This is a genomic window from Amycolatopsis sp. NPDC033938 (genome assembly GCF_055575975.1).
In genome coordinates, this window is sequence record NZ_JBVIRO010000004.1 from 121599 (window position 1) to 148227 (window position 26629).

23 protein-coding genes are annotated in these 26629 nt (G+C 68.5%); 13 read left to right on the plus strand and 10 right to left on the minus strand.

Annotated features, from left to right (window positions below; all coding sequences use genetic code 11):
- The 3 genes from ACZ5ZX_RS13390 to ACZ5ZX_RS13400 all read right to left on the minus strand — a co-directional run.
- Positions 1-335, minus strand: a 335-nt coding sequence (locus ACZ5ZX_RS13390; protein WP_465502267.1) for a hypothetical protein, incomplete at its 3' end; no start/stop codon positions are given.
- A gap of 430 nt (positions 336-765) precedes the next feature.
- Positions 766-1089: a hypothetical protein gene (locus tag ACZ5ZX_RS13395; protein WP_465502268.1), complete on the minus strand. Its 324-nt coding sequence runs from the start codon at positions 1087-1089 to the stop codon at positions 766-768.
- 4 nt (positions 1090-1093) lie between these two features.
- Positions 1094-1903, minus strand: coding sequence for a hypothetical protein (locus ACZ5ZX_RS13400; protein ID WP_465502269.1), 810 nt, complete (start codon positions 1901-1903; stop codon positions 1094-1096).
- A 159-nt stretch (positions 1904-2062) separates the two neighbouring features.
- Between ACZ5ZX_RS13400 and ACZ5ZX_RS13405 the strand changes: the two genes are divergently transcribed.
- Positions 2063-3325 carry a serine/threonine protein kinase gene (locus ACZ5ZX_RS13405; RefSeq protein ID WP_465502270.1) on the plus strand — a complete coding sequence of 421 codons (1263 nt, stop codon included), beginning with the start codon at positions 2063-2065 and terminating at the stop codon, positions 3323-3325.
- Here the strand turns inward: ACZ5ZX_RS13405 and ACZ5ZX_RS13410 are convergent.
- From ACZ5ZX_RS13410 to ACZ5ZX_RS13420, 3 genes are read right to left on the minus strand one after another with little or no spacing between them, the layout of a single operon-like run.
- Positions 3322-5136 (minus strand): fibronectin type III domain-containing protein, encoded by a 1815-nt coding sequence (locus ACZ5ZX_RS13410; protein ID WP_465502271.1) that lies wholly within the window; start codon positions 5134-5136, stop codon positions 3322-3324. The genes ACZ5ZX_RS13405 and ACZ5ZX_RS13410 overlap by 4 nt on opposite strands.
- A gap of 56 nt (positions 5137-5192) precedes the next feature.
- On the minus strand, positions 5193-6443 hold the full coding sequence (locus ACZ5ZX_RS13415) for a sensor histidine kinase (RefSeq protein WP_465502272.1): 1251 nt from the start codon (positions 6441-6443) through the stop codon (positions 5193-5195).
- Positions 6440-7111: a response regulator transcription factor gene (locus ACZ5ZX_RS13420; protein WP_465502273.1), complete on the minus strand. Its 672-nt coding sequence runs from the start codon at positions 7109-7111 to the stop codon at positions 6440-6442. The genes ACZ5ZX_RS13415 and ACZ5ZX_RS13420 overlap by 4 nt, the downstream gene beginning before the upstream one ends.
- 57 nt (positions 7112-7168) lie before the next feature.
- On the opposite strand from ACZ5ZX_RS13420, the gene ACZ5ZX_RS13425 reads away from it, so the two are divergent.
- From ACZ5ZX_RS13425 to ACZ5ZX_RS13460, 8 genes are all read left to right on the plus strand, one after another.
- A complete protein-coding gene (locus tag ACZ5ZX_RS13425; protein WP_465502722.1) occupies positions 7169-8437 on the plus strand; it encodes an AfsR/SARP family transcriptional regulator in 1269 nt (422 codons plus the stop codon).
- Positions 8434-9090 carry a helix-turn-helix transcriptional regulator gene (locus ACZ5ZX_RS13430; RefSeq protein ID WP_465502274.1) on the plus strand — a complete coding sequence of 219 codons (657 nt, stop codon included), beginning with the start codon at positions 8434-8436 and terminating at the stop codon, positions 9088-9090. The genes ACZ5ZX_RS13425 and ACZ5ZX_RS13430 overlap by 4 nt, the downstream gene beginning before the upstream one ends.
- A gap of 18 nt (positions 9091-9108) precedes the next feature.
- Positions 9109-9765 carry a winged helix-turn-helix domain-containing protein gene (locus tag ACZ5ZX_RS13435; protein WP_465502275.1) on the plus strand — a complete coding sequence of 219 codons (657 nt, stop codon included), beginning with the start codon at positions 9109-9111 and terminating at the stop codon, positions 9763-9765.
- Positions 9766-10442: 677 nt separating this feature from the next.
- Positions 10443-11147 (plus strand): response regulator, encoded by a 705-nt coding sequence (locus tag ACZ5ZX_RS13440; RefSeq protein ID WP_465502276.1) that lies wholly within the window; start codon positions 10443-10445, stop codon positions 11145-11147.
- 100 nt (positions 11148-11247) lie between these two features.
- On the plus strand, positions 11248-11748 hold the full coding sequence (locus tag ACZ5ZX_RS13445; RefSeq protein ID WP_465502277.1) for a lamin tail domain-containing protein: 501 nt from the start codon (positions 11248-11250) through the stop codon (positions 11746-11748).
- A 57-nt stretch (positions 11749-11805) separates the two neighbouring features.
- Positions 11806-12090 (plus strand): helix-turn-helix domain-containing protein, encoded by a 285-nt coding sequence (locus ACZ5ZX_RS13450; RefSeq protein ID WP_465502278.1) that lies wholly within the window; start codon positions 11806-11808, stop codon positions 12088-12090.
- A gap of 135 nt (positions 12091-12225) precedes the next feature.
- Entirely contained in the window at positions 12226-12855 is a 630-nt protein-coding gene (locus ACZ5ZX_RS13455) for a lamin tail domain-containing protein (RefSeq protein WP_465502279.1), read from the plus strand.
- A gap of 287 nt (positions 12856-13142) precedes the next feature.
- Complete coding sequence (locus ACZ5ZX_RS13460; protein WP_465502280.1) at positions 13143-17108, plus strand: S8 family peptidase; 3966 nt, start codon at positions 13143-13145, stop codon at positions 17106-17108.
- Here the strand turns inward: ACZ5ZX_RS13460 and ACZ5ZX_RS13465 are convergent.
- From ACZ5ZX_RS13465 to ACZ5ZX_RS13475, 3 genes are all read right to left on the minus strand, one after another.
- Positions 17071-18105 carry a helix-turn-helix domain-containing protein gene (locus ACZ5ZX_RS13465; RefSeq protein WP_465502281.1) on the minus strand — a complete coding sequence of 345 codons (1035 nt, stop codon included), beginning with the start codon at positions 18103-18105 and terminating at the stop codon, positions 17071-17073. The genes ACZ5ZX_RS13460 and ACZ5ZX_RS13465 overlap by 38 nt on opposite strands.
- 115 nt (positions 18106-18220) lie before the next feature.
- Entirely contained in the window at positions 18221-19036 is an 816-nt protein-coding gene (locus ACZ5ZX_RS13470) for a serine hydrolase (RefSeq protein ID WP_465502282.1), read from the minus strand.
- Between the two features lie 111 nt (positions 19037-19147).
- Entirely contained in the window at positions 19148-20437 is a 1290-nt protein-coding gene (locus ACZ5ZX_RS13475) for an erythromycin esterase family protein (RefSeq protein ID WP_465502283.1), read from the minus strand.
- On the opposite strand from ACZ5ZX_RS13475, the gene ACZ5ZX_RS13480 reads away from it, so the two are divergent.
- Positions 20436-21029, plus strand: coding sequence for a helix-turn-helix domain-containing protein (locus ACZ5ZX_RS13480; protein WP_465502284.1), 594 nt, complete (start codon positions 20436-20438; stop codon positions 21027-21029). The two genes, ACZ5ZX_RS13475 and ACZ5ZX_RS13480, sit on opposite strands and share 2 nt — an antisense overlap.
- Before the next feature lie 397 nt (positions 21030-21426).
- On the opposite strand, the gene ACZ5ZX_RS13485 is transcribed toward ACZ5ZX_RS13480, so the two are convergent.
- Complete coding sequence (locus ACZ5ZX_RS13485; protein WP_465502285.1) at positions 21427-22335, minus strand: DNA-processing protein DprA; 909 nt, start codon at positions 22333-22335, stop codon at positions 21427-21429.
- 211 nt (positions 22336-22546) lie between these two features.
- On the opposite strand from ACZ5ZX_RS13485, the gene ACZ5ZX_RS13490 reads away from it, so the two are divergent.
- From ACZ5ZX_RS13490 to ACZ5ZX_RS13500, 3 genes are all read left to right on the plus strand, one after another.
- Positions 22547-23338, plus strand: a complete 792-nt coding sequence (locus ACZ5ZX_RS13490; RefSeq protein WP_465502286.1) for an ArsR/SmtB family transcription factor — start codon at positions 22547-22549, stop codon at positions 23336-23338.
- A gap of 40 nt (positions 23339-23378) precedes the next feature.
- Positions 23379-24149, plus strand: a complete 771-nt coding sequence (locus tag ACZ5ZX_RS13495; RefSeq protein WP_465502287.1) for a DUF3800 domain-containing protein — start codon at positions 23379-23381, stop codon at positions 24147-24149.
- Positions 24150-24253: 104 nt separating this feature from the next.
- Positions 24254-26509, plus strand: a complete 2256-nt coding sequence (locus ACZ5ZX_RS13500) for a terpene synthase family protein (RefSeq protein WP_465502288.1) — start codon at positions 24254-24256, stop codon at positions 26507-26509.
- The last annotated feature ends 120 nt before the right edge of the window (positions 26510-26629 follow it).

Here is a 26629-nt window from a genome sequence, read left to right on the forward strand (position 1 = left end):
TCGTTGTCGGTTTTCATGATTTTGCGTAGGTCGACTGGTTGGCCGGAGCCGCCTTTGCCTCCGATGGGGACGCCTTGGCGTGGTGGAGTTTTCTCCTGTGGTTTCTCCGCCTTGCGTTCCGCGGCCTCCCGCTGCGCCTGCTCGGCCACCCGCCGCTCACCTGAACCTTTGGCGAGCTCCCGCACCTTGTGCAGATCAACGGGGGCGCCCGAGCCGCCTTTGCCACCTGCCGCCTCGGCTTGTTGAGCGGCGGCGAGAATGAAGAGCACTGACAACGCTCCACCTGATAGGCCGTACAGTATCGACCTGGTCAGTGGACGTCCCGTGGTTTCCATCAGACCTCCTGTCCTCGGCATGTTTCGCACCGCTGGACCCAATGGGAATTCGACCGCGCTCCGGGCAACGCCGAGATTCGGTCGAGGCGGCACGTTTTGGATTCGTTTCGGACGCCATAGCCCGCCTGTGCGTCGTGAGCGGTAATGACGGTTATTGAGAGGTGACTCAAATGTGGCGTGTCCTGAAGGCCCCCTTTGGGACGTTGAAGGTCTCAACGGGGTCCTTCAGGACATCACGCTTCGACGCTGGGGGCAGCGGTGTTCGCGACACGAGCGGCGGGCGTCGACATCGAGGGGTGCGCACCGCAGAGGTGCTGGCCACTTCCCGCTCGGCAGCAGGCGTTTCCCCTTGCCGAGGGCGCCGAATTTGGCTTACCCCTCAGTAGAACCGTCATTACCGCTCACGATCCCCCTCTCCGCGGTCTTCAGCTCAGTGCTTGCGTTCGTAGATTTCTTCGGCCAGCGAGTGGCCCATCAGACCGCCGAAGACGCCCGCCGCCACGCCGACCACCAGGCCCATCGGCGACGCCACCAATACGCCCGCCGCGATGCCGAAGGCCAGCGAACCCGTGGCGCCGCCGAGGCCGGTGTATGCGCCGAGGCTCAGCGGTTCGGGTTCGCAAGCGAGGTATTCGGCGTCGTCTTCCGGGTACGGCTCGAACTCGTCGTCGGGAGGAGGTGGCGGCGCGTCTTCGCGCTCCCAGACCTCCTGTGGGATCACGATGTACCGGGTGGGTTCCAGCGTGGCGGTCATGGCGTCACCAGGCGTTGGCGGAGACGGTGCCGTTGGTCGAAGTCGCGCTGGACCACGAGGACGCGCCGTTGCCCGACGAGCTCGCCGTCTTCGTGACCGTGTTGCCCGACTTGTGCGTGGTCTTCGAAACCGTCTTGCCTTCCGCGCGAAGGGCCGCCAGCCGCTTCGCCAGATCGTCGGGGAGGTCGGCCTTCTTGAGCCGGTCGTGCGCGCCATGGTGGTGGCAAGGCTTCTTGCCCGCCTCCGACTTCATCTCCTCGCGCAGCTTCTTCAGGTCCTTTTCGGACTGTGCGAGCCGCTTCTTGGCGTCACGCAACGTCTTTTCGGCGGTCTTGACGTTCTTGCGCGCGTCGTCGACGGCCTTGATCGCGGTGTCCAGTTTCGGGGTGGCCGGAGCGATCGCCAGCCGCAACGGAGACACCGTCGGCGGCGACACGGTCGGCGCCTTGGCCGCCGCCTGCACCACGAACCGCTTCTGCTCCGGCGCCTGCCGCACCTTCTTCACCTGCGGCTTCGACAACGCGACCGGGACGGCGGCGCGATGGGCCGCCGCGGGTTTGACGTGGCGCTCGGGTTTGGGCGCGGCAGGCTGTGCGGCCGCGGTGGGCGCCTTCGGCAAGGCGTTCACCGGTTTCGGCGCGACCGGTGCGGCCCCGGGCGTGTGGGCCGGAGCGGGGGCCGGGGCCTGTGCGGGGGCCGGGGCCGCGCTGTCGTCCGTGCTGTCCACCAAAGCGTTCGCCGTCGTCGCGCCGATCGCGGCGGTCGCCAGCCCGGCCACTCCGTAGACGGCCGCGCGCCGCAGATTCCGCTTCATGTTCGCCTCCTTGGTCATGGGGCGTGGAGAAACCACCGCCGTGGCGGCAAGAGTGGCCCGCGGGGGTCCATGGCGGATACATCCGCGGTACATCGGCGAAAGGCGGCAATAACCGGACATGCTCGCCGTAGGCGGCCCGCGGATGACAGACTGAGAATGATGGAAGACGACGAGCTGGTGCCACTGGGCGAGGGCCCGGCCGCCACCGTGCTGGCCGGAATGGACGAGACGACCGGCGAGGCCTTCGCGCTCAAGGTGTACCCCGGCCGCGTCGACCGTCGCACCCGCGGTGAGCTGGACAAGGAACTTTCCGCGCTGAACTCCTTGAGCGAGCTCGGCACGGTCCTCATCCCCGCCGAAGCGAAGGACCTGCCCGACGGCCGGTTCGGCGTCCGGATGGAACTCTGCACGCAATCGCTGGCCGAACTCGTCGGGGCCTTCGGGCCGCTTTCGGTCCAGGATGTGCTTTCCCTCGGCGAAGCCCTCGCGACGACGTTGGCCGCGGCGCACCAGGCCGGCGTCGTCCACGGCGGGATGACGCCGGGCAACGTCCTCTTCCGCGCGTCAGGAGCGCCGGTGCTGGCGGACTTCGGGCTCGCGCTGCGCCAGTCGTTCCCCGGGGATCCCGCGGTCGGGTTCCTCGCGCCGGAGACGATCACCGAGGGCATTCGCGACGAGCGAACCGATCTCTACGGCCTCGGTGCGCTGCTGTATTTCGCGCTCACCGGCCGTTCCCCGGCGCGGGAAGAGCCGGGCGAGAGCGAGGAGGAGCTGACGCTGCGCATGCTCAGCGGGCCGGTGCCGCCGATCGACCGGCCCGGCCTGCCCGCGGGTCTCGGTCCGCTCGTGGCCTCACTGCTGGCGCGCGACCCCGGCGCCCGGCCGATCGACGCCACCCTGGTCGCCACCCGGCTCGGCGCGACGCCCGGCGTCGCGGCCACCCCGCGCCCTCTTGGCGCGCCGATCCTGGACTACGGCCCGGAGCACGCGAAATCCCGCCGCAAGGGGAAAGCCAGGTTGATCGTAGGCGTCGCGGCCGGGGCCGTGCTCCTCGCCGCGGCAGCGGTTTTCGTGCTGCAGAACCGGCCGAGTGAGCTGAGCGTGCCGCCCGCGAGCGCTCTACCGGTGACCAGCGCGCCCAGCACGACCGCCGAGCCCGTGCGACTCGACCTCGCCGATCCGGCCGACCACGGTAACTACGTCGAACTTTCCTGGCGCAGCAACGTATCCACGCTGCACTACGCCGTCATCGTCGCGGGCGTGGACCTGCCGCGCAAGACGCACTACGTCGAGAGCGGCACGACCTACCGGGTCGATGTCCAGCCCGGTCGGCAGTACTGCTTCGTCGTACAGGCGACCGACATCGTGCACTCCTACGAAAGCGAGAGCAAGGGCATCCGCGGCGCCCGCTGCGTTCGCTAGCCCGATTTCCAGGTGATGACGTTGGACTTCACGCCGGTGTCGGAGACCACCCACACCTGATTGCCGACCTGGCCGAAGTCGAACGCCTCGAAGGTGCAGCCACCATCGTCCTCGATCTCGCACGTGCGGCCAGGGTTGCTGTAGTCCGGATCGCTCGACCACGGCCTGACCTTGACGCGGGTGCCAGGCTTGAAGTTCTTCATCACCACGTGGATCTTGGCGCACGCCGGCGCCTCGCACGTCTCGTCGTAGGTCCCGGTCTTGCCGCGGCTGATGGTGATCGTCGGTTTCGGCGGCGCGGGCCGCGAGACCCTCGCCGTGGCCGGGGCGCCCCGCCCCGCGCGGCTCTCCGCCGCGACCGCGATCGTGTAGGTCACGCCTTCGCGCAGATTCGGGATCGACGTCGACCGCGCGTCACCGCCGAGGGTGGCCGAACCCGCGCCCGAGCCGGACGACGGCGTCCACGACACGCGATATCCGGTCACCGCCGCGCCGTTGGCGGCCGCCTCGCCCCAGGTGACGTTCGCCGTCGCGCCCGCCAAGGTGGCGCGGAGGCCGCCGGGGATGGCGGGAGGGCTCGCCGCCAATGCCTTGGCCGACGTGGGAGGCGGCTGCGGTTTCGACTGCGGCGGCGGTTTCGGCCGCTCGCCGCCGTTGCCTCGTTGCGGTGGCGCCTGGACCGTCGAGGGCGGAGGTGTCGTGGACAGCGGGACCGGCGGTTTGTCGGCGGTCACCGCGACCTTCGCGACCGTGCCTTCTTGATCGACCACCAGGACGTGGTTCCCTTGCGCGCCTTCGATGTAGACCCGTTTGTCCTCGCCGCGCGAGAGCTTCGGCGAGCCGTTGTCCGGCGGGATCGGCATCGTGTGCCGCGGCAGGCCGTCCGGGGAGTAGGTGAGCACGGTGTTGCGGGTCAGGTCGAGCAGGACGACGGCCGAGGACGAAGCCGTCGGCCGCGAGTACTGGCCGTCGGAGAGGTCGATGGTGTTGGGCGGGCCGGGATCGCGCCCGGCGCTCAGGCCACTGGCGTCGAGAAGGTACAGCTTGCGCAGACCCGGCTCGAGGACCGCGATCCGCCCGGCCGCGTCGGCCGAGGCGATCTGTGCGGCAGGGCTGAACGACGCTTTCAGCGGCAGCGGCTTGCCGAGTCCGGTGTCGGTGACGGTCTGCAGGGTGCTCGCCGTGGTGTCGACGAACGCCGGGGTGTCGCCGACGACGGTCAGCGCACCGGAATGCCCGCGGACGGCCTGGACCGGGCAGCCGACGGCGTCGGCGCCCTTCGACAGCCGGCACAGCATTCCGTCGCCGGTGCGCTGCAACCAGACCGTGCCGTCCGAGGTGGCCACCGGATCGCCGAGGGAGCCGCCCGTGTCGATCGACGCGAACGCGTCGCCGAGCCGGACGACCCGCCCGGCCTCGCGGAAGACGAGATACGGCCCGCCCGCGGTTTCGAGCAGGACCGGCCGCTCACCGGTCACCGGCTGGTCCACCGTGCGGCTCACGGTGAGATCGGATTTGCCGAACTCGATGATCCGCCGCTGGCCGATCACGTACGCGCTCGTGTCGCCCTGGACCACGTCCGAGCCGGGTTCGAGACCTGGCACGGCGGCCTGGGCGTCGACGCTCCGATTGGCTCCGTTGACGAAGAAGACCAGGCCGAGAGCGGGATTGGCGACCCAATGCCCGGGCTGCGTGAGGCCAAGTCCGGGGACCGGCTTCACCGCGCCGGTGGCGACCGCGATCACGAGCGCCAGGCAGGTGGCCGACAGCACGATGAGCGGCATACGCCGCTTGAATCCCCTCTCCGGCACCGCCTGATCATAGAAGAACCAGGTACAGAATGGAGCCGCTCGGATACATTTCGCCGTCAGGACGCTTCCGGCAGTTTCAGTTCGAAGATCGCACCGCCCTCTTCGGCGTTGTAGACGCGCAGCCTGCCGCCGTGCGCGAGCGCTACCCATCGCACGATCGACAGACCGAGCCCGCTCGACCCGCCGCCGCTGGTGAACCGGTCGAACGTCTCCTCCGCGACCGACGAGTCGATCCCCGGCCCGCTGTCGGCGACGGTCACCTGACCGCCGGCGACGGTGACGTGCACGATGGCCTCGTAACCGGGACGGCGTCCGTAGCGCAGCGCGTTGTCGAGCAGGTTGGCCACCGCGCGCTGGACCAGCGTGGGGTCGGCGGAGACCGTCGACGGCGCCGCCACCAGCGTCACCTGAGCGCCCTCGGACGGCGTCTCCGCCACCACGCTCGCGACGAGCTGGTCCAGCCGCACCGGCTGCATGGCAGGCGATTCGACCCCGGCAGCGAGCCGCGCGCGCACGAGCAGGCCGTCGATGATGCCGCCCATCCGTCCGGCGAGCCGGACGGTCCGTGGCAGCAGTTCGTCGCTCTCGGCGGGGTTGCGCAGCGCCGCTTCGGCCAGCGCGCGCAGCGCCGCGACCGGCGTGCGCAGGTCGTGGGCGGTCTCGGCGAGCAGGACCTCCTGTTGCTGGAGTGCGGCGGTCGCGGGCCGGATCGCGCGTCCGGACAGCACGTGCCCGGTCACGCCGATGGCGCCCAGCAGCAGCACGCATCCGCCGATGACCAGCAGTTTCAGTTGTTCATGCGCGGCGAGGGCGTCCCGCGCGTCGGCGACCGCCACGATGGCGCCCGACTCCTGGTTGTTGCGGTTGCGGAAGGGTTCGACGCCGACGCGGACCATCTCACCCGCGGTTCCGCTGCTGTAGCCGTTGAGCACGGCCCCGTTCCGCACCGACAGGTCGGCGAAGGCCTGCAACCGGGTGGCGTCGATCGGCACGCAGATCCGGCCGCTCGTGTACGGCGGGAACCCGCCCGCGCCGCTGGGCAGGATCACGAACTGCGGGCATTGCCGGTTCACTTCGTCCTGGCCGACGTAGGCGGTGGTGACGGTGTCGCCTTCGCCCGTGATCAGCCGTTTGACCGGTGCGGTGACGCGGGCGAGTTCGCTGTCCAGCTGGACTTCGCGCTGCTGCAGGTCGGCGCTCACGGCGAGCCAGGCGAGCACCACCAGCCCGGCGGCGTTCAGCCCGGTGAACAGCCAGGTGAGCAGCCACCGCAGGCGCCGGAGACGATCGGCGGCGGAGCCGTTCACCGGCCCGCGATCCGGTAGCCGCGACCGCGGACGGTGTGGATGAGCTCTGGCGCGCCGAGCTTCACCCGCAGGCGCCGGATCACCACGTCGACCACATTGGACATCGGGTCGGTGCTCATGTCCCAGCAGTGCTCGATCAGCTCGTCGCGACCGACAGCCTGATCCAGCCGGGAAAGCAGGTACTCCAGCACCGCGAACTCCTTGTCGCTCAAGGTGAGCAGGGCGCCGCCGCGGTGCACCTGCCGCCGGGCACAGTCCATTTCGAGGTCTTCGTGGCGCAGCACCGACGGTCGTCCGGCGCCCGCGCGGCGGAAGAGCGCGTGGACGCGGGCGCTCATCTCGGCTACCGCGAACGGCTTCACCAGGTAGTCGTCACCGCCGTGTTCGAATCCGGCGACCCGGTCGGCGAGGCTGTCGCGCGCGGTCAGGAACAGCACGGGTACCGCCCAGCCTTCCTGGCGACGGCGGTGGACGTAATCGATCGAATCGCCGTCGGGCAGCATCCGGTCGAACACCGCGCAGGCGATCCCGCCCGCCGCCAGCTCGGCGTCGGCCTGTGCCAGATCACCGGCCTCGCGGACGCGCAGGCCGCTCCCGGTCAACTCGGCGGTGATCGCCACCCGGAGGTCTTCGTCGTCTTCCACGACCAGCACGCGCGCCGCTGTCATCGGAACCTCAGGTACATGGCGCGATCGTAGGAGGACACGAGGGAGAGGGGTGTGAGCATGGTGCTCTTCCAGGTCCTGGGGCCACTCGAGGTGCGTGGCCGCGACGGCGTCACGGGGCGGCCGCCCGGCGGGAAACCCGCCACGGTGCTGGCCGCGCTCCTGGTGCAGCCTAACGCGTGGGTCGCGGTGGATCGGCTGATCGAGAACACCTGGCAGGAACAGGCCGCGCCGGCTTCGGCCGAGGCGAACTTGAAGACCTACATGTGGCAGCTGCGCCGTCTGCTGCCGGAACACGACGGCCCCCGCATCGAGGGGCGGGCGGGGGCCTACCGGCTGCACGTCGCCCCCGGTGAGCTGGACGCCGACTGTGCCGAGGCACTGGCCGGCGATGCCGCGCAGGCACTGGCCGCGGGGGCGCCGGGAACCGCGTTGGCACTGGTGGAGCAGGCTTTGCGACTGTGGCGTGGGCGGCCGTTCGAGGGGTTGGACGTCCTCGCCGACGACGCTGTGGAGCGGCTCGACGAATTGCACCGTCGGTTGCGGGAGTCGCTCGCCGAGGCCCAGCTCGGGCTCGGGCGGACGGCCGACGCGGTGGCCACGTTGCAGGCGCTGACCGTGGACGATCCGCTGCGCGAGGACGTCTGGGCGCGGCTGATGCGGGCCCAGCACGGGATGGGCCGCCCGGCGCAGGCGCTGGCCACGTTCCACCGGGCGCGGCGGCTGCTGGCCGCCGAACTGGGGGTGCGCCCGGGACCCGAGCTGATGAAGGCGTTCCAGGCGGTACACGGCTCCGGGGCACCGGACCGGCCGCGGCGGGAGCTGCCGCGGGCCGTCGAGCCGCTGGTCGGCCGGGACCGGGAACTCGTGGCACTGGGCCGGGCATTGACCGGATGCGCGCCCGCGGTCGTCGTTTCCGGCGCGGCCGGGGTGGGGAAGACGGCGCTCGCGGTGGCCGCGGCCCATCGGATCAGCGAGCGCTTTCCCGACGGCCAGTTCTTCGTCGATCTGCATGGCGGGACCCGGCCACTGGACACCGCGGCCGTACTGGAGCGGCTGTTGCGCGGCCTCGGGCTCCCGCCCGCGCTGATTCCGTCCGATGTGGACGAACGGGCCGCGCTGTGGCGCTCGGAGCTCGCCGGGCGGCGGGTGCTGCTGGTCTTCGACGACGCCGCGACCCGCGGCCAGGTCGCGGCACTGCTGCCCGCGACCGGCCGCAGTGCCGCCATCGTCACCACGCGCGGGCGGGAGTTCTCGCTCGCCGGGGCGATGACCGTCCGCCTGGAGCCCAGGCGGGCGGCGTCCGGACAGCTGGAGCGGGTGGCATGACGACCATCCACTATGGACTCGACCGGTCACACCTTTCCCCGCCGTGTTGCTGGGCACCGCGGACGGACATCGACGCGACGGTTTCGGCGGCGACCCGCGAGGTGCTCGTCGTGGCGGCGATGACCGGCACGGCCGGATCGCTGCGGGCGTTCCGCGACGCCGACCGCGAGAACCTGCGGCGCGGCGTGGGTTACCGGGTACTCGCGCCGATCGAGGCGAGGATCGTCCCGGAGGCCGCCAGGCGGCTGGACACGTTCGCGTCCCACGGCGCCGAAATCCGCACCGTGGCCGCCGTGCCGATGGCCGCGCTCGTCGTCGACGGCACGCTCGCGCTGCTGCCGGGTGACGAATGCGGGGAGCTCGCCGTGTTCCGGCAGCCCAGTGTGGTCAAGGCCGTGGCCGAGCTGTTCGAACGACTGTGGCTCGCCGGAACGCCACCCACCGGATCGGGACCGACCGGTCGAGAGCTGGACCTGCTGGCGCTGCTCATGGACGGCTACACCGACGAATCCGCCGCGGCCCGGCTGGGCGTCTCCGTGCGGACCGTGCGGAGGATGGTGTCCGATCTGATGCACCGGCTCAGCGCGCGCAGCCGTTTCCAGGCAGGCGCGAAGGCCGCGGACCGCGGCTGGCTGATCGAGCTCGCCGGGTGATCACGCTACGGTCAAGGGGTGCGCGTACTGGTCACCGAGGACGATGAGGATCTCCGGTTAGCCGTCGAGGCTTCACTTCGCGGTTCCGGATTCGCCGTCGACGTCGCCAAGGACCTCCCCGACGCCGACGAAGCGTTGAGTGTCAACGCCTACGACTGCGCCGTGTTCGACCGGATGCTGCCGTCCGGGGATTCCCTCGGCTACGTCGGCGAACGCCGCCGGGACGGCTGGGAGGTCCCGGTGCTGTTCCTGACCGCGCGCGACACGGTCGCCGACCGGATCGCCGGACTGGCCTTGGCCGACGACTACCTGGTCAAACCCTTCGCGATGGCCGAACTGATCGCGCGAGTACGCAGTCTGTGCCGCCGTGGCGACTCCGGGCCCGCCCCGGTGCTGAGCTTCCTCGACCTCGAACTGGACACCGGCAGGCACGAGGCGCGCCGCGGTGGCGTCACGTTGACGTTGACCGGTAAGGAGTTCGCGGTCCTGCGGCGGCTGGTGGTCGCGGCGGGCGAGCCCGTCCGGCGCCGCGAGCTGACCGACGCGGGCTGGGACGAGCTGGTGCCCCCGTCGCCCAACGCGCTCGAAGTGCTCATCGCGCAGCTGCGGAACAAGCTCGGCAAGCCGCCGGTGCTCCACACCGTGCGCGGCGTCGGATACGTCCTGCGCGGGTAAGCCGACCTTGGGATCGTGAGTGGGCGGGCGGCCTGTTCGCCGGGGTGATGGGCAGGGCGAGGGCGTAGCTCTTTGAGCACGTGAGTGCGGTGTACGACTCAATGGAACGCTCATTATCACTCACCACCCCACGCGAAACCGGATCCCCGGCCTGTCGTTCACCGGACAGGCCGAAAAGAACGTCACCGCCCCTTGTTTTTCAGCGTGAGGAAACCAATTCGGTATGGTGAACGGGCGTGCACGATATGCCGAACGCCGGTTCGCGTTGCAGTGAGTACCAAATGGAGACGGACCCATCGGATGATCCTCATCGCCGGCGGGCCTTGATAGCACGATCGGCCGCGGCATTCCACAGGTCCGGCGCGGCTGGTTCGGAATCTGTATCCCCGTTCCGCCGTCCGGCCCAAATCCGGCCACTCGCGCGGCGGCTTTTCTCCCTTGTCACCCGATTGCGGGTCCTCACTTCCGAGTGGAAGCGGGAAGATCCATACCGGCCATCGAGGAAAGGGATTCGGCGAAAAAATGAGTACCGACGTCGCCGCGGCGGTCGGTTCGACGGATCGTTCGAGCCGGCGAACCTGTTCTCGGCGAATGCGGGCGCCGCCTGGGGTGAGCCCGGACCTGACCCGCACGGCCCGGGGTCACCCGGGCGACCGTCGAATACCCCAAGGGGAACCATGAACCGCGTCACCACGCTTGTCGTAGACGATCAGCCTCTCATCAGATACGCGCTCAGCAGGCTGTTGCGGGATTCGGTAGAGGTCGGGGCGGTGGCCGAGGCCGCGAGCGAGCCGGAAGCGTTGTGGCAGTGCGAAAAGACCCACCCTGACATGGTCATCACCGAGCTGTCGATGTGGGGCGAGCCCGCCGGGACCGCGATCTGCCGGTTCGTCAAGGAACATTTCGAGCGGGCGACCGTCCTGGTCTTCGCCGGTGACGCCTCACCTTCTGCCATCGCCATGGCGCTGAACGCGGGCGCGGACAGCTTCGTGCACAAGTCGGCCAGCACCCGTCAGATGCTGTCGGCGGTGCGTTCCACCCTGGCCGGGAAACGGGTGTGCCTGCAGGCAGGCGGAACCCCGCCGGCGGTCACCGAAGCCGTGCGGTACGCGAACGTGATGACCAGGCGGGAGGAGGACATCCTCGCGCTGATTCTCTACCGGTGGTCGAACGACGAGATCGCCGAAGAACTGCACCTCGCGACGCAGACGGTGAAGAACTACGTCAGCCGGATCCTGCAGAAACTGGGCTTCGGCAGCAGGCGTGACCTGTTCCGGGAAGTGCGATTCCGGCCGGGCGGCAACCCGCTGCCGCGGCTGGAAACAACTCCGCACGAAGGCGATCCGGCCGCCGCGGACCGGCTTGCAGGCTACCGGCGCTAGGCCGGTCGGGTGGGGACCGTACCGGAAGTACCGGGACCGGACCAGGTTCGGTACCCGCCGTATCCTGTGGCGCCGAGATCGTTTTTCTAGCGTTGATGTCATGACGAAGCCAGGTTTCCTGTGGCTGATCCTCGCGATCGCCGGAACTCTCGCTCCGGATACCGTCCGGTCTTCGTCGGCCAAGATCCATGAGGTGCTCGGCGGTCCGGCGGGTTACATCGACCTGCGCAACACCGGCGCCGCCGCACTCGACATCGGCGGCTGGTCGGTACAAGCCTGCACGGGCGAAGCCGCGCCCGTCGAGTTGGCCGCCATCCCCGCCGGAAGCGAAATCCCCGCCGGTGACCACTTTCTCATCACCGGACAGGGCTTCGGCGGGGCCGTGCAGCATATGGTCGTCGAAGCGATCGTCGGGGACGGCGAGATGTTGCTGGACCGGCGCGGAACCCGGGTCGACAGCGTCGGATGGGCGCCGTCGTCGCCGTGCCGCGAGAACCAGGCCGCTGTCGGCTGCCCCGGTTTCGCTCAGGCGCGGGACGCCGTCAGCCGCGACACCGACAACAACAAGGCCGACTTCGGTTGCGTACGGCCGATCGGCTGAGGGTCGTTCGCCTTCCCGGTTTCACCATCCGCCTACGAGTAGCAGAAAGGTACGGTCGTGGCTGCGAATGGCAGACGCGGGGATACGTCCCCGCTGTGTGAACTGCTGGCCGAACAACGAATCGCGAAAGGCTGGTCACAGGGTGACCTGGTCGCGAAGCTGCATAATCTCTCCGGCAACGACAGCGTGACCCGAGAAGAGATTTCTCGCTGGGAGCGAGGGAAACGCATCCCCGGCCCGTACTGGCGGCAGTGGCTCGGCGATGTGCTGGACACGTCCAGCCGGGAGCTCGAGCTCGCTGCCGCTGTCGCGAGAAGGCGGCGGCGGACATTTATCGATTGACGAGAAAGTACCGAAAAACTGGCCCCTTCCCGGCGGAACCCCGATTGTCGGATGATTATGTGGTCGCCGCCGGTTGAAAGACTCCGGTCCGGCGAAATGAGAATCCCCGAAAATCAAAGCTGAAAGGAATTTCCCGTGCGACGAATTCTGGGTGCCTCCGCGGTGTTCGCGATGCTGGCGATGGGTATGGCGGGCGGTGTCGCGAACGCGGCCAGTGAAGGCCAGGAAACCGAAGCCGCGCCCGCTGTCTCGTCTTCCGTGGTCGTCAACGAGGTCTCGACCCGTGGCCTGAACGGCAATCTCGACGAGTTCATCGAGCTGCGCAACGTCTCGAACCAGCCGCAGGACGTGAGCGGCTACACGATCCGCATCTACTCGCCGTCGAACGTCGTGACCGACACGATCGTCCTGCCCGCCGGCACGATCCTGCAGCCCAAGGGCAACGCGGGCCAGTACGCGGTGCTGGTCGGGCAGAACTTCTCCGGCACCATCGTCGACCAGACCTACGTCATTCCGTTCACGCTGACCAGCGTCGAGGGCATCCCGGCCCTCGGTGGCGTCGCGTTGCAGAACATGTCCGGTGCGAAGATCGACGGTGTGGCCTTCAGCAACGCCGTCGTGACCCCGCGTGAAGGCCAGGCCGCGATTCCGGAGAACGCCCTCACCGATCAGCTCAACGCGGCGAACACCCGCAACATCCTGAGCACCGACACCGACAACAACCGGCAGGACTTCTCGCTCCAGATGCGCACCCCGGGTCTGTAGTCCGACCCGTCACACCCGGGCCCGGGCCGCCGTCGGCGGTCCGGGCCCTTCCATGGCGGTATCTCGCCAACGGCGACATACCGCCAACGAGAATCGTGCCAATCCGGGAACTCCTGCTTCATCCTCGGGAAACTCCATCTTCGCGGCGGCCGTGCCCACGGCCGCTTCTCACTATCCGAGGAGCGTGAGGCTCGATGTTCCCCCGTTCCCCTCATATGACGAGACACCCCTGGCACCCGGTGGCGATTCTGGCGGCCTCCGCACTGGTCGCCCTTTCCCCTCTACCGGTGATCGCGACCCCCGCGACCGCCGCCGTGTCCGGCCCCGCTCCCGTCGCCGGGCGGCCGGACGTCCATCGCGTCACGTTGCTGACCGGCGACGTGGTGACCTATGAACGAGACGGCGCCGGGCACGACAGCGCACAGGTCGAACCGGCGGTGCGGCCGGACCGGCCGAACCCGGCGTTCCAGATCACGACCACGGCCGAAGGGCTGATGGTGTATCCGTCGGACGCGCTTCCGTTCGTCGGCAAGGGATTGCTGAGCCCGGAGTTGTTCAACGTCACCGCGCTCGTGGGAGACCGGCGTGACGACACGGCGAGCGCCACGATTCCCGTCATCGTGCGCTACGGCGACCGCGCCGGCCTGTCCGCGCGATCTCTGGACGCGAAGGCGAAGACGCTTCCGCAGACCCAGCGGCTCACCCCGCTCGTCACGGCCAACGGAGTGGGAGTGCAGGTCAAGAAGGCGGGGACCGCCGAGTTCTGGCGTTCGCTCGTCGCGTTCGACCCGGGTGGGAAACCCGTTCTGAATCAAGGGATCTCCCAGGTCCGGCTGGACAGAAAGGTCCGGGTGGCGCTGGACAAGAGCACCGCGCAGGTCGGTGCGCCGTCGGCGTGGAGCGGCGGGTGGACCGGGAAGGGGACCACGGTCGCGGTGGTGGACAGCGGGATCGACGCGAACCATCCCGACTTGGTGGGCAAGGTGACCACCTCGGCCGATTTCACCGGTGAAGGCGACGTCGTGGACCGCCACGGTCACGGCACCCACTGCGCGTCGATCATCGCGGGCACCGGCGCGGCATCCGGCGGCCGGTACAAGGGCGTGGCACCGGACGCGAAGCTGATGGTGGCCAAGGTTTTCGACGCCTCCGGCGAGGCTGACACCGCACAGGTCATGGCCGGGATCGACTGGACCGTCGCGCAGGGCGCGAAGATAGTGAACCTCAGCCTCGGTGCCGGGGTCAGCGACGGAGCCGACCCGTTGAGCGAACAGATCGACACGCTTTCGGCGAAGTCCGGCACGCTGTTCGTGGTCGCGGCGGGGAACTCAGGGCCTGGCGATCGGACCGTCACGACGCCGGGGGCGGCGACGTCCGCGCTCACGGTCGGGGCGGTCGGCAGGGACGACAAGATCGCCTGGTTCAGCAGCCGCGGTCCGCGGCTGCGGGACGCCTCGGTCAAACCGGAGATCACCGCGCCGGGTGTCGGGATCGTGGCCGCCCGGGCCGCGGACACGGCGATGGGCGACCCGGTGGACGACTCCTACACGGCGGCATCGGGCACTTCGATGGCGACCCCGCACGTCGCGGGCGCCGCGGCGATCCTGCTGCAACAGCAGCCGGGGCTCACCGGGCAGGCGCTGAAGAACACGCTCGTCACCACGGCCAAGGACATCGGCCTCCGCTGGTACGAGCAGGGAGCCGGACTCCTCGATGTCGCGCGGGCCGTCTCGCAGAAGGCGACCGGAACCGCCGTCGCGAGCTTCGGCCGGATCGAGCGGACGACCGGCGCCGCGGCGCCGGTCGTCCGGCAGCTGTCCTACACCAACTCGGGGGACCAGCCGCTGGCACTGAACCTGAAGCTGACCGTGCGGCCATGGGACAGCGGCGCCGATCCGGGCACCGGGATGCGCCTGGCGAAGACGAACCTGTCGATCCCGCCGAAGTCGAGCACCACCGTCGACCTCGCCGTGAACCCGAGCGAAGGGACAGCGGGCGTCTACGGCGGCGCCGTGGTGGCCACGACCGCGGACGGTACCAACGCCGTGCGGACGCCCGTGAGCACCTACAACGCGGCGGAACTGTTCCCGGTGACGGTGCGGGTACGAGACTCGGCGGGCGGCCCGGCTCAGGTCGCTTCGGCCCAGTTGATCGACGACGCGGCCGGTGCGGGTAACCGCAACGACCCGTTCCTCGACCAGGTGAGCCAGCAGATCGGCCTGGTCGACGGAGTCGGGCGGGTGCTCGTGCCCGCCGGACGCTATTCGGCACTCGGCTGGGTGCTCGAGCGCGGGCTGACCGTGCGCCGCTATTCGGCGATGAGCACGGCGCAGGTCGCCGTCACGGCTCCGGCCGAGATCACGCTGAACGCGGCGAGCGCCGTCCCGGCGGGGCTGGTCACCCCCACCCCCACCGACCTGCGGGACCGCACGGTGATGCTGCGGCGCGTGATCCCCGCTGGAGCGGGCGTGAACGGCTACGTCGGCGAAGCCGGGCTGGTCTCGGGTGCGGGCTGGGAAGTACGTGTCACCCCCGCGGCCGCCACCTCGGCAGGGGCGATTTCTTTGCAGGACAGCGCGACGCTGGCCCAGGCCGCGGTCGAGATGCGGGTCGTCGGCGGTGCCTCGAAGGTGCTGAATCTCGCGTACGACGTACCGACGTTGACGGCGAAGGCATCCGGCGAACGAACCCTGCCGGTCGTGTTCGGCGGCGCGGGTGGCGCGGGTGACCTCGCCGGTCTCGACGTGCGAGGAAAGGCCGTTCTGGTGCGGATTCCGGTCCAAACCGGGGCGCCGGACCCGGTGAGTGCCGTCTCCGCCGGCATCGCGGACGCGGCACGCGCCGTATCAGCCGCGGGTGGTGCGGCGCTGATCCCCTACGCCGGTTCACCGGGTTCGTTGAGCGTTCCGGGCCTCAGCAGTTCGGTGGTGCCGACCCTGTCCCTCGGCTGGGAAGAAGGGGAGGCGCTGCGGGCCGCCGGCGCGGTTTCGGTGCGGTTGCTGGTGCGCGCGACGCCGGACGCGATGTACAACCTCAGCTACCTCGATCCCAACGGGGTACCGAAGGAACTCGTCCGGCGTGTCGACCAGAAGTCCTTGGTCGCCACGAAAACCGGTTACCAAGCCGAAAACCCGGGACTGACCGGGCAGAAGAACTGGTACGCTTTCCCGACCGGGCTCTGGAAGACACAGGCCGTGCAGGGCACGAAGATCCCTGTTCCCGGCACGTGGACCGAGTACACGGGACCGGCGAACGATCGGCTGGTGTGGAAACGGGTGGTCACCCTTTCCGGCACCGACGCCGCCGGGCGCCGGGCCACACTGGCCATGAACGCGCAGAACGTCTATCGCGCGGGCGAGCGGTCGAGGCCTGACGAGTACTGGTTCCGCGCACCGCTGCACAGCGGCGCGGTGGAACTGCCGCCCGACCATCCGGCTCGCTACCCGGCGACGGCCAACGGCTGGACGGTGCTGTGCTCGATGTGCCGCGGCGGCAAGGATCCCGACCTGTTCGTCCCCGCGTTGCAGTGGATGGACGGCACGGCCGGTGCCGGTTCGGGCGGGCACTACACGAATCCCTATGAGAACGCACGGTATTTCACGGCGACCACGGCACGGCTGTACCGGGACGGGGCCGAGATCCCACGGTCCAATGTGGACGATCCGTTCGCGCTGATCCCGGAGTTCCGGCTCGCGCCGGTTCCCGCCACCTACCGGCTGGACGTGACCGACGTGATGCCGGGGCAGGCGCAGGTCGGCGTCCCGAGTGGAGTGCTGTTCCAGCACGCCACGAGGACCGACACGTCGTGGACGTTCTCCTCGGCACGGTCCGACGCCGCGCCGCCACTCGGGTTCTCCTGCCACAACGCGGGCAGCGCGTGTTCCTTCCAGCCGCTCATCCAGCTGGATCACCGGCTGGCGCTGGATCCCGGCGGCCGCGCGCCTGCCGGGCGCCCGTTCACCTTCGACGTGTTCGCCGGATCGCACAGCGGCGCACGCGGCGGCGGGCCGGTGACGCAGCTGCGGGTCTCGGCGTCGGCGGACGGCGGGCGGACGTGGGCGGCGGCGAGCGTCCGGCCGAACGGGAACGGGCTCTGGTCGGTGACGGTGGACCATCCGCGACTCGAGGCGAGCGACGGGTTCGTCTGGCTGCGGTCGGAGGCACGGGACAGCTCCGGCAATACCGTGACGCAGACGGTCCAGCGGGCCTACACGCTCACGGATGTGGCGAAGGCGAACCCTCGTCTTCGATGACGTCCTCCTCACGCGTGGGCCGGGTCGCCGGCAAGGTGACCCAACCCCGGGTGGCGACCTGTAGCCCGGCCTGGAACCGGGTGGTCGCGCCGAGTGCGGTCATGAGGTCGCGGAGGCGTCGCTGGAATGTCCGGTAGCTCATGCCGAGCTGCTTGGCGATACTCCTGTCGGGCAGCCCGGTGGTGAGCAACGCGAGCAGGCGGGCGTCGTCGGAAGGCGCGACGTCCGCCTGCCCGGCCGAGCCGGGCAGGCGCAGCGGAAGCCCGTTCTGCCAAAGGAAGGCGAAAACCGCGCTGAGCGCGTCGAGCAGAGCGCACGGCTGGATCACCAGTGCCGTGCCGACGTCGGGGAGGTCGGCACGCAGCGGCACCAGTCCGATTCGCTTGTCGACCACGATCATCTTCAACGGTGCGCTGGTGACCACTCGCGCCTCCTCGCCGAGGGCGATGCCCGCCTCGATGTCGGACGCCAGATCGTGCAATTCCAGCGCGCTGCGCTCGTAAATCCCGCGGAACCGCACACCCCGGCCGAGGAGGTCGCGTTCGGCGGGGTGCAGCACACTCGGCGTTTGCGCGTAAGGCGGTTTGTCGACGAAGACGACTTCTCGCTCGGCCGAGCGCAGCAGCTGATCGGCCCGGTCGGCGATGTGCGTGTTCCCGTGGATCACCTCGATGAGGTCGACCACGCGTTCACCGGAGGTCCCCCGGTACCGCTCGCGCAGCCTATCGGCGACCAGCCGCGCACTCGCGAGTTCCTGCTCCTTCCGCCGGAGCATCGCCTCAAGCGCGATCTCCGGCCGCACCGCCGAATACGCCTCCGCCGGGCCGGGAAGCCTGGTGAGCAAGCCTTTTTCGGTCAGCGTGCGCAGAACCGGCGGCAGCCGCTGTCCGGACAGCCCGGTTCGCCGGCGGATTTCGGTAACGGTCATCGCACCGGTACCGGCGAAAGCGTCGTAGACCTCGACGTCGATTTCACTCAGCCCGATGATGTCCAGCAATTTCGCCCCCGCGGTAGCGCGGTCGCTTTCGCCTGACCATACCGCTGGGCTTCGGCGGGGGAAAGGGACGCGCCGGGCCAAGGGAGATCCCCCGGGCCCGACGCGACCGCTGGGGTCAGCCCTTGAAATAGCCCTTGAACAGGATTTCGCTGATCTTGGTGGTGGTCTCCTGGCCGGTTTCGTAGCCGTTCTGGATGACCTTGGTGTTGTTCATCAGAGCGAGGGTGTATCGCTCGTGCGGACCGACGAAGCCCACGGAGTTCATGATCCAGGAGCCGTCGTCGTTGTCGTCGGACCAGCCGTCCTTGTTGCCAGGACGTGCCGCGGCGCCTGCGCCCCAGACGCCCCACTGCTGGTTGACGTCGACGTTGCGCATCTCGTGGACGATGTAGTCGCGGTGCTGACGGGGCAGCTTGGTCAGGACGTAGTTGATCAGCCGGTCCAGGTCGTTCGCGGTGGTCAGGATCCAGCCCCAGTGGTGCGGGTGCTGGTCGGTGAACCGCATGTCGGTCATCCCGTAGGACGGGAAGCGCTTCGCGAACTCGGCCTCCCCGCCGTACCGCGTCCACAGGGTGTGCGCGGCGGCGTCGTCACTGGAGTTGAGCATCCGGTGCATGAGGTCGCGGTCTTCGGCGGTCAGCTGGACAGCCCCGGAATCGTTGCGCAGCAACAGGTCGACGACCATCGCCAGCTTCGGGGTGGAACAGGCCCAGATGAGGGTCCCGGCGGCCGCGCTCCGGTAGACGGCGCCGGTCCAGCGGTCCCGGAGGACGATCCCGGTCTCCCCGGGCCTGCTGTTGGCATAGGCCTGGGCTTTCGCGATCCGCGCCTGGAGTTCCCGGTCGAAGCCGGTGGTCGCACCCACGGGCGACGCGGGTGTCAACGCGAATACCGCCAGAATCGCGGTCAGGACGGCGAAAAGTCTCTTCATGTGCTCCCCAGATTCCGGTATCGGTTCTTCCTGAGCTTGAAGGCGTTCATGATCGGCGGAGGTTGCGGCGACTCGTGGAACAGTGACGGCGGTCACAGTCGACCTCGGTGTCTACGGGAGAAGGGCGATCCACTTCGCGAACATCTCCTGAACCTCACGCGGCGCGTGGGTCAGCGCGTCCCGGTCCGGTTCGGCGGGGGAAACCAGTGGTACGTGCACGAGGATGTCGAAAGCCTCGAGCGCGTCGACGCCGGAGTAGAACGAGCCCATTCGCTGCTCGGTGACCGCCTGGATGGTCTCTTTGTCCACAGAGGACAGTCTGCGGAGATCGGTGGCGAAAAGTCCGTCGTGGCTCGCGGCCAGTACGCCGTCGAGACTCTCCGGTCGAGGTGCTTCGAGTGCGGTGAAGAACTCGCCCGCGTAGAACTCGGGGCCGTTGCTCAAGGTTCTGCCGGTGCCGGACGTGGTGCCGATGGCGACATAGTCCGCGCCCATCCGGTCGGCGAGGAACAGGCCCATCGGTGCCGCGGGCGCGACGCCGGGCATGGTTCCGCGCCACCGCTGGACGTGGCCGTTGTGCGCGCCCAGCACGATCCGGTCTTCGGAGCGAAGGATCCATTCGACGGTGTCGGCCATCGTGGCGTCGCGTGTCTCCAGTGCCGTGTGCATGTCGCCGGCGGTCATCGCGCGGACAACGGCTTCAAGAGTGATCACGGCCTTGAGCGCGACAAAGGCACGTTCGTACGCCTCGGTGCCTGTAGCGGCCGAATAGTCCAGCCGGTGTGCCGAGAGGCGCGTCGTGAGTCCGGCGAGTCGCGCGGTCAAGGCGTCTTTCGTCTCGGCGGGGAGCTTTCCGTATTCGCCGACCGCCGCGGGAACCGAGAAGGGTGACGACACCGCGAAGACACTCGCCGTCTCTCGGATGACCGGGTCGGGTTCGAAGTCGGGGTCGGCTTCCGCGAGATAGGCGAAGACCGCGTCCAGTCCCGGCACCAGTGACATGTTCGAGCCGCCGAGGTCGATGCCGTAGCAGCCGACGGGATGCGCGCGCAGCCATTCCAGCTGGTCGCGGACCTCCGTCCACAAGCCGGTCAGCGAGGTCATGCCGTTCGCGAGGACGTGGCCGAGTTCGCCGTCGCCATCGCGGACCCAGTCGTCGACCAGCCGGCTTTCGGTGAAGCCCGACTCGAACGCGAAAGCCCGGAAGCCCTGCTTCTCGACCAGGTACCGCAGGACGCGGTGGCGTAGCCGGGCGAATTCGCGGTTGTAGTGGGAGCTCTCACCGATCGCGACCACCCGCGCGTCCCCGATCGCCTCGCCGAGCCAGTCGAGGTCCTCCAGTGGAGCGGTGGGGTCGAGTGTGTCCAGCGGGATCACCGCGTCGGCGGTCAGCTTGGCCATGAGTCTCCATTCCCATTTTTGGGAACGGTACCACTTGTGGGATCGTTCCGGGGTGAACACTCTCGACCTTCTTCTTCATCCGGTCCGATTACGTATCGTGAACGCCATGTACGGCGGCGTCACGCGGACGACGTCGGAGCTGTGCGCGCGGATGCCCGATGTCCCCAAGACCTCCGCGTACCGGCATGTCGGTCTGCTGGCCGAGGCGGGGATCCTGGAGGTCGTCGACGAGCAGCGGGTGCACGGAGCCGTCGAGCGGCACTATCGCCTGAGCGCGGACAAGGCGCGGATCGACCTCGAAGACGCCAAGGCGATGACTTTGGGCGACCATCGGCAGGGCTTCGCCGCGGCGATGGCCGCCTTGCTTGCGGAATTCAACGCCTACCTGGACCGGGATGGTTCGGATCCGGTCGCCGATTCGATCGGGTACCGGCAGGGGACGTTGTGGCTGACGCCCGAGGAGTTGGCGGAGTTCGTCGACGACCTGTTCGCGGTCTTCAGGGCCCGTGCGATGAACGCGCCGGGGCCGGGCCGGAAGCCGCACCTGATGAGCGCGATCTTCTTCCCGGCGGGGGAAACGCGGGACTCGTGACCGGTGTCAGGTGACCACAGGGCAGGTGTCGCCGGTGACAGGACACCGCAATGCGTCGTAGGGATCGTGGAGATCTTCGATCAGCCGCCGATGATCGTCCCAGTCGTGGCGCAGCCAGCGGGCGGGCGTCTCTGGACGGCCGGTCGGAACGCGGTGGCGAGGGTGAACCGGTCGAGCCGAGGGGACCGAAGTGGTTCCGTATCGAAGCCAGGTCCGATACTCAGCCGGACTCGCTGCGAGTCAGGGGCCAGCCGTAGACGTGGTGTTCCGATTGGTGAGTCGGACTCATCTTGCTTTTCGCGTAGGCGAGCGGAACGACCAGATCGGCGAGTGTGTTGCCGAATGTCGTCCGCGCTGCCCGGCACTGTGGGCAGTTCAGCCGCGCCGGCAAGTGGAATCATCTGTCGGTGGCGAGATTGAGCAGTGCGTCGATCTCGGCGGGGCCGGAAACGACCTGTTCGGCGGCCGCGATGACCTCGGCCGTGCTGCTCGCGACATGGACGCCAGGGCGGTCGATCAGCTCGGACGGCCACTTGTTGTCGCGGACGACGAGGTCGGTGAGGATGACCGGACGTCCGTGCGCGACGGCTTGGCGCGCTTGGATGCGGGCCCCGCTGTGCTCGCCGGCTTCGATGACGATCGTCGCCCGGCTGTACCCCGACATCACGGCGTTCCGCATGGGGAACGACTGTTTCGTCGGTGGGGAGTCCGGCCAGAATTGGGAGATCACGAGCCCCTCGGTCGCGATGCGGTGCTGCAGCTCCCGATTTTCCGCTGGGTAGTGGCGGGTGATTCCGGTGCCGATCACCGCGACCGTCCGGCCACCCGAGTCCAGGGCCGCTGTGTGTGCCGCCGCGTCGATACCCTTGGCAAGGCCGGAGACCACCGTGATGCCTCTGTCGGCCAGGCCGACGGCGACGGAGCGGGCGATGCGCAGGCCTAGGTCGGAGGCTCGCCGAGAGCCGACCACGGCCATCCCGGTTTCCTCCGCGGGCAGCTTGCCCTGATGGAAAAGGACAGGCGGGAAGTCGTGGATCTCGCGTAGCTGTGGTGGGTAGAGATCGTCCATGAACGTGAGAAAGCCCAGATCGCGCCACGAGTCGATGTCAAGCCGGGCTTCGTTCAGTACGGAATCCTGGACGGCCTCGTCGAACAGGCCTGGAGGATGGTGCTCCTCCCACACCCTAAGGGCGCTTTGTCGCTGCTCGATCTCGCGTGCGAGATCGAGCCAGGTCAGACCGTCGGGCCGGGTGCGCAGTAGTGCGACCAGCGCGGCCCGTTCCGTGTCGTCCCAGTGATCCGCCATGGGGGTCAGCGTAGGTCTTTCGGGGGGTCTGGGCGCTTCGGCCATGGCCGAACGCGGACTGGGGATGCCGTAGAACATGCGTTCGATTATGCCGAGCTGCGCACGGTGACGCAAACATGACAGCTTGTCACCTTTCGTGGGCGCTTGACATGCAGCCGGAAGGCTGCCTAAAGTGAAAGGCAGCTGAACGGCTGCATATCAGGAAGGCGACATGGACGAGGTGTTCAAGGCGCTGGCCGACCCCAGTCGCCGCCGGTTGCTCGACGACCTGAACGCCCGCAACGGCCAGACCCTGCGTGAGTTGTGCGCGGGGCTGGACATGGCGCGGCAGTCGGTCAGCAAGCATCTGGCCGTGCTGGAGGCGGCCAATCTGGTGACCACGGTGCGGCGTGGCCGCGAGAAGTTGCACTACGTGAACGCGGAGCCGATCAACGCGATCGCCGAGCGCTGGATCGACCGGTACCACCAGGGCCGGGTCGACGCGCTCGCCGACCTGAAGAAGGCATTGGAGCAGGAACCCATGAGCAGCAACGAATTCGTCTACACCAGCTACATCAAGACAACGCCGGAGCGGCTCTGGCGGGCGCTGACCGATCCGGCCTTCACCAGGCAGTATTGGCGCTGCGAGTTCACTTCGGACTGGAAGGCCGGGTCGACGATGGCCTGGGAGCAGCATGGCGTGAAACTGGAGGACCCCGAGCAGGTCGTGCTGGAGTCCGATCCGTACCGGCGCCTGTCCTACACCTGGCACACCTTCACTCCGGAATTCGCCAAGTCCATGGAGATCGACGACGACGTGTCGGCCAAGCTCGCGGCCGAGCCGAGGTCGAAGGTGTCGTTCGACCTCGAACCCGTCGGCGACCTGGTGAAGCTGACCGTGGTGCACGACGGTTTCGAGCCGGGAAGCACCTTGCTGGAGATGATCAAGAGCGGCTGGCCGTCGATCCTGTCGAGCCTCAAGACGCTGCTCGAGACGGGCGAGCCGCTGCCCGAGTCCGCGTAAGTGGGTCGACGACGCCGGTGCGATCGGGCAAGATCCGGACGTGCCCCTGGAGATCGCGTGCGACGAGTCCGGGTCCGAGGGTGAGAAGCTGATCGGTGGGCAGACCGGCGTGTTCGCGCACGCGGGAGTCCGGCTGAGCGTCGAGGAGGCCTCGGCCTGCTTGGTCGAACTGCGGCGCCGGATCCGTTCGCCGGCGGTCGAATACAAGGCGAACCACCTGCTCCGCACGAAGCACCGGCGCGTCCTCGAATGGTTCCTCGGCCCGCTGGGTCCGGTCCACGGACGCGCGCACGTCCACCTCGTCGACAAGAAACTGCTGTTGGCGAACGAACTCCGCGAACTCATCGGCCAGGATGTCGCCCCGGACGACGCACTGCTGGCCGCGTTCAACGACGTGCTGCGGACCAGGAACCGGCGGGATCCCGCGGCCGGGTCGTTCTTCGCGATGGTGGGAGACAGCGAGGAACTGCGGGTGAAGGTCGCCGAGTTGCGTGACGCCAAGGTCCTCGATCCCTTGGTTCCCGCGATCCTCCGCGCCGTCGAACGCTGGAGCGGGGACGGTGAGCCGGTCTTCGTCGTCCACGACGAACAGCCGTCGCTCAAGGGAGAGCGGCTCGCCGAAATCCAGTCCAGTCCGGGGCTGGCCGGGCTGAAGTTCGTGGATTCGCGGACGGATCCGCGGGTGCAGGTCGCCGATTTCCTGGTCGGGGTCGCCAGGCGGATCGCCGAGGACGAACTCGACGGAAAAGGCGACGCGATATTGACCGCGCTTCTCACGCCCTATATCGACTCGAAGTCACTCTGGGCCTGATTCACTCCATGGTGCGCGGAATCGCTCGGGTGGCCGTTGCCCGGCGCGGCACGGGGCTGGAAATGTCGAGACGTATTCGACATCCGCCCGGGAGGCAGTCGCAGATGCAGGCTTTCACCTTGCCCGAGTTCTACGTGCCGCATCCGGCGCGGATCAATCCGCACCTGGAAGCGGCACGGACGCACAGTATGGCTTGGGCCAGGGAGATGGGCATGCTCGATTCGCCCGCGCCGTCCGGCGACGTCGTCTGGACCGAGCAGGCGCTGGCGAAGATGGACTACGCACTGCTCTGCGCGCACACTCATCCGGACTGTGACGGGCCGTCCCTCGATCTGGTAACGGATTGGTACGTCTGGGTGTTCTTCTTCGACGACGATTTTCTCGCGCAATTCAAGTACACACGGAACACCGAAGGCGCCAAAGCCTATTTGGACCGGCTGGAACTGTTCATGACCGGGCCCGGGGAAACGCCGCCTGAGCCGGAAAATCCCGCCGAAGCCGGGCTCAAGGACCTTTGGGCACGCACCATTCCCTCGATGTCGGAAGCCTGGCGGCGGCGATTCGTCACCAGTACGCACAACCTGATGGTCGAATCGCTCTGGGAACTGGACAACATCGACCGCGGCCGGATCGCGAACCCCATCGAGTACATCCAGATGCGCCGCCGCGTCGGTGGCGCGCCGTGGTCGGCCAACCTGATCGAGTACGCCGTCGGCGCCGAAGTGCCGGACAAGGTCGCGGCGACCAGGCCGCTGGAGGTGCTGCGCGACACCTTCGCCGACGCCGTCCACCTGCGCAACGACCTGTTCTCCTACCAGCGCGAAGTACGGGAGGAAGGCGAAAACTCCAATGCCGTCCTCGTCTTCGAGAAGTTCCTCGACTGTTCGACGCAGGAGGCCGCCGACCTCACCAACGACCTGCTGACCTCACGGTTGCAGCAGTTCGAGAACACCGCGCTCGTCGAGGTGCCGTCGCTGCTGGCCGAACACGACGTTCCGCTGCCGGAACAGATCGGGATCGGCCTGTACGTCAAAGGCCTGCAGGACTGGCAGTCCGGCGGCCACGAATGGCACGCGAAATCCAGCCGGTACATGAACGAGGGCACGGTCTCGGGCGCGAACGGTCCCCTCAGCGGGCCGACGGGGCTCGGCACGGAGTCACTACGGCTCTCGCCGAACCGGTTGGGCCTGGTCCAGCGGTCGCGGCAGCAGGCACCGCCGCCGTTCGCGCCGGTCGGACACCTTCCCCTGCCCGACTTCCGCATGCCGTATCCCATCCGCACCAGCCCGCACCTCGCCGCCGCCCGCGAATACGCCCCGGGCTGGGCGCGGAAGATGGGCATGTTCGACTCGGTGCCGGGCGTCGAACTCGGCGGGATCTGGGACGAACGCCGGATGCGCGGCATCGACCTGCCGCACTGCGCCGCGATGATCCACCCGGACGCGGACTTCGAACAGCTCAAACTGTCGTCGGATTGGCTCACCTGGGGCACTTACGGCGATGACTACTTCCCGCTGATCTTCGGGATGCGGAGGGACCCTGTCGCGGCGAAGCTCTGCAGCGACCGGCTTTCCCTCTTCATGCCGCTCGACGGTGAGCCGGTGCCCGAGCCCGCCGATCCGATCGAGCGAGGGCTCACCGATCTTTGGAACCGCACCGCCGGACCGCTGACACCGCAGGGGCGGGCGGGGTTCCGGCGCGCGGTCGAGAGCATGATCGCGAGCTGGGTCTGGGAGGTGGTGAACCAGGCACAGAACCGCGTCCCCGACCCGATCGACTACGTGGAGATGCGACGGCGAACCTTCGGGTCGGACCTCACGAAGAGCCTCGCGCGGCTCGCGCTCGGCGACGTCGTCCCGCCGGAGATCTACCAGAACCGGGTGCTCTTCGAACTGGACACCGCCGCCCAGGACTACGCGACGATCGCCAACGATCTCTTCTCCTACCAGAAGGAGATCGAATACGAGGGCGAGGTGCACAACCTCGTCTACGTCGTCGAACGCTTCCTCGGCGTGGACAGGTTCCAGGCCAGGGACATCGCCGCCCGTCTGATGAACGCGCGGATGGAGCAGTTCGAGCAGCTCGCGGACGAGGGACTGCCGCGGATGTGCGACGACCTCGGGCTCGACGACGAGGTCCGCGCGGTGCTGACCAGGTACGCGGACAACATGAAGAACTGGATGTCCGGAATCCTGGAATGGCACCGGAAATGCGTGCGGTACATGCCGGAGGAGCTGGCGCGGACCCGCACCCCCGAACCGCCGGTGCGCTCGCTCAAGCCGAGCGGGATCGGGCCGAGCGGGATCGGGCCGGGCGGGATCGGTTTGTCTGCCTGGCGGATCGGGAGCGGCGCGCGGTGAGGCATGGGTCAAGTGGGTCGTGGGGTGCGGTTTTGGGTTTTAACCCGCAAACCACAAACCACCCCCACTCAAAGACCCCCAAACACACCGGCGACAAAACCCCCGCATAACCCGGGACAC

What these genes read in the sequence shown, in the direction of transcription:
- ACZ5ZX_RS13420 (WP_465502273.1), bottom strand. Translation starts at nt 7,111, where the DNA reads ATGACAGCGGCGCGCGTGCTGGTCGTGGAAGACGACGAAGACCTCCGG.
- ACZ5ZX_RS13500 (WP_465502288.1), top strand. Translation starts at nt 24,254, where the DNA reads ATGCAGGCTTTCACCTTGCCCGAGTTCTACGTGCCGCATCCGGCGCGG.
- ACZ5ZX_RS13430 (WP_465502274.1), top strand. Translation starts at nt 8,434, where the DNA reads ATGACGACCATCCACTATGGACTCGACCGGTCACACCTTTCCCCGCCG.
- ACZ5ZX_RS13470 (WP_465502282.1), bottom strand. Translation starts at nt 19,036, where the DNA reads ATGAAGAGACTTTTCGCCGTCCTGACCGCGATTCTGGCGGTATTCGCG.
- ACZ5ZX_RS13485 (WP_465502285.1), bottom strand. Translation starts at nt 22,335, where the DNA reads ATGGCGGATCACTGGGACGACACGGAACGGGCCGCGCTGGTCGCACTA.
- ACZ5ZX_RS13400 (WP_465502269.1), bottom strand. Translation starts at nt 1,903, where the DNA reads ATGAAGCGGAATCTGCGGCGCGCGGCCGTCTACGGAGTGGCCGGGCTG.
- ACZ5ZX_RS13475 (WP_465502283.1), bottom strand. Translation starts at nt 20,437, where the DNA reads ATGGCCAAGCTGACCGCCGACGCGGTGATCCCGCTGGACACACTCGAC.
- ACZ5ZX_RS13480 (WP_465502284.1), top strand. Translation starts at nt 20,436, where the DNA reads ATGAGTCTCCATTCCCATTTTTGGGAACGGTACCACTTGTGGGATCGT.
- ACZ5ZX_RS13440 (WP_465502276.1), top strand. Translation starts at nt 10,443, where the DNA reads ATGAACCGCGTCACCACGCTTGTCGTAGACGATCAGCCTCTCATCAGA.
- ACZ5ZX_RS13405 (WP_465502270.1), top strand. Translation starts at nt 2,063, where the DNA reads ATGGAAGACGACGAGCTGGTGCCACTGGGCGAGGGCCCGGCCGCCACC.
- ACZ5ZX_RS13445 (WP_465502277.1), top strand. Translation starts at nt 11,248, where the DNA reads ATGACGAAGCCAGGTTTCCTGTGGCTGATCCTCGCGATCGCCGGAACT.
- ACZ5ZX_RS13425 (WP_465502722.1), top strand. Translation starts at nt 7,169, where the DNA reads ATGGTGCTCTTCCAGGTCCTGGGGCCACTCGAGGTGCGTGGCCGCGAC.
- ACZ5ZX_RS13490 (WP_465502286.1), top strand. Translation starts at nt 22,547, where the DNA reads ATGGACGAGGTGTTCAAGGCGCTGGCCGACCCCAGTCGCCGCCGGTTG.
- ACZ5ZX_RS13395 (WP_465502268.1), bottom strand. Translation starts at nt 1,089, where the DNA reads ATGACCGCCACGCTGGAACCCACCCGGTACATCGTGATCCCACAGGAG.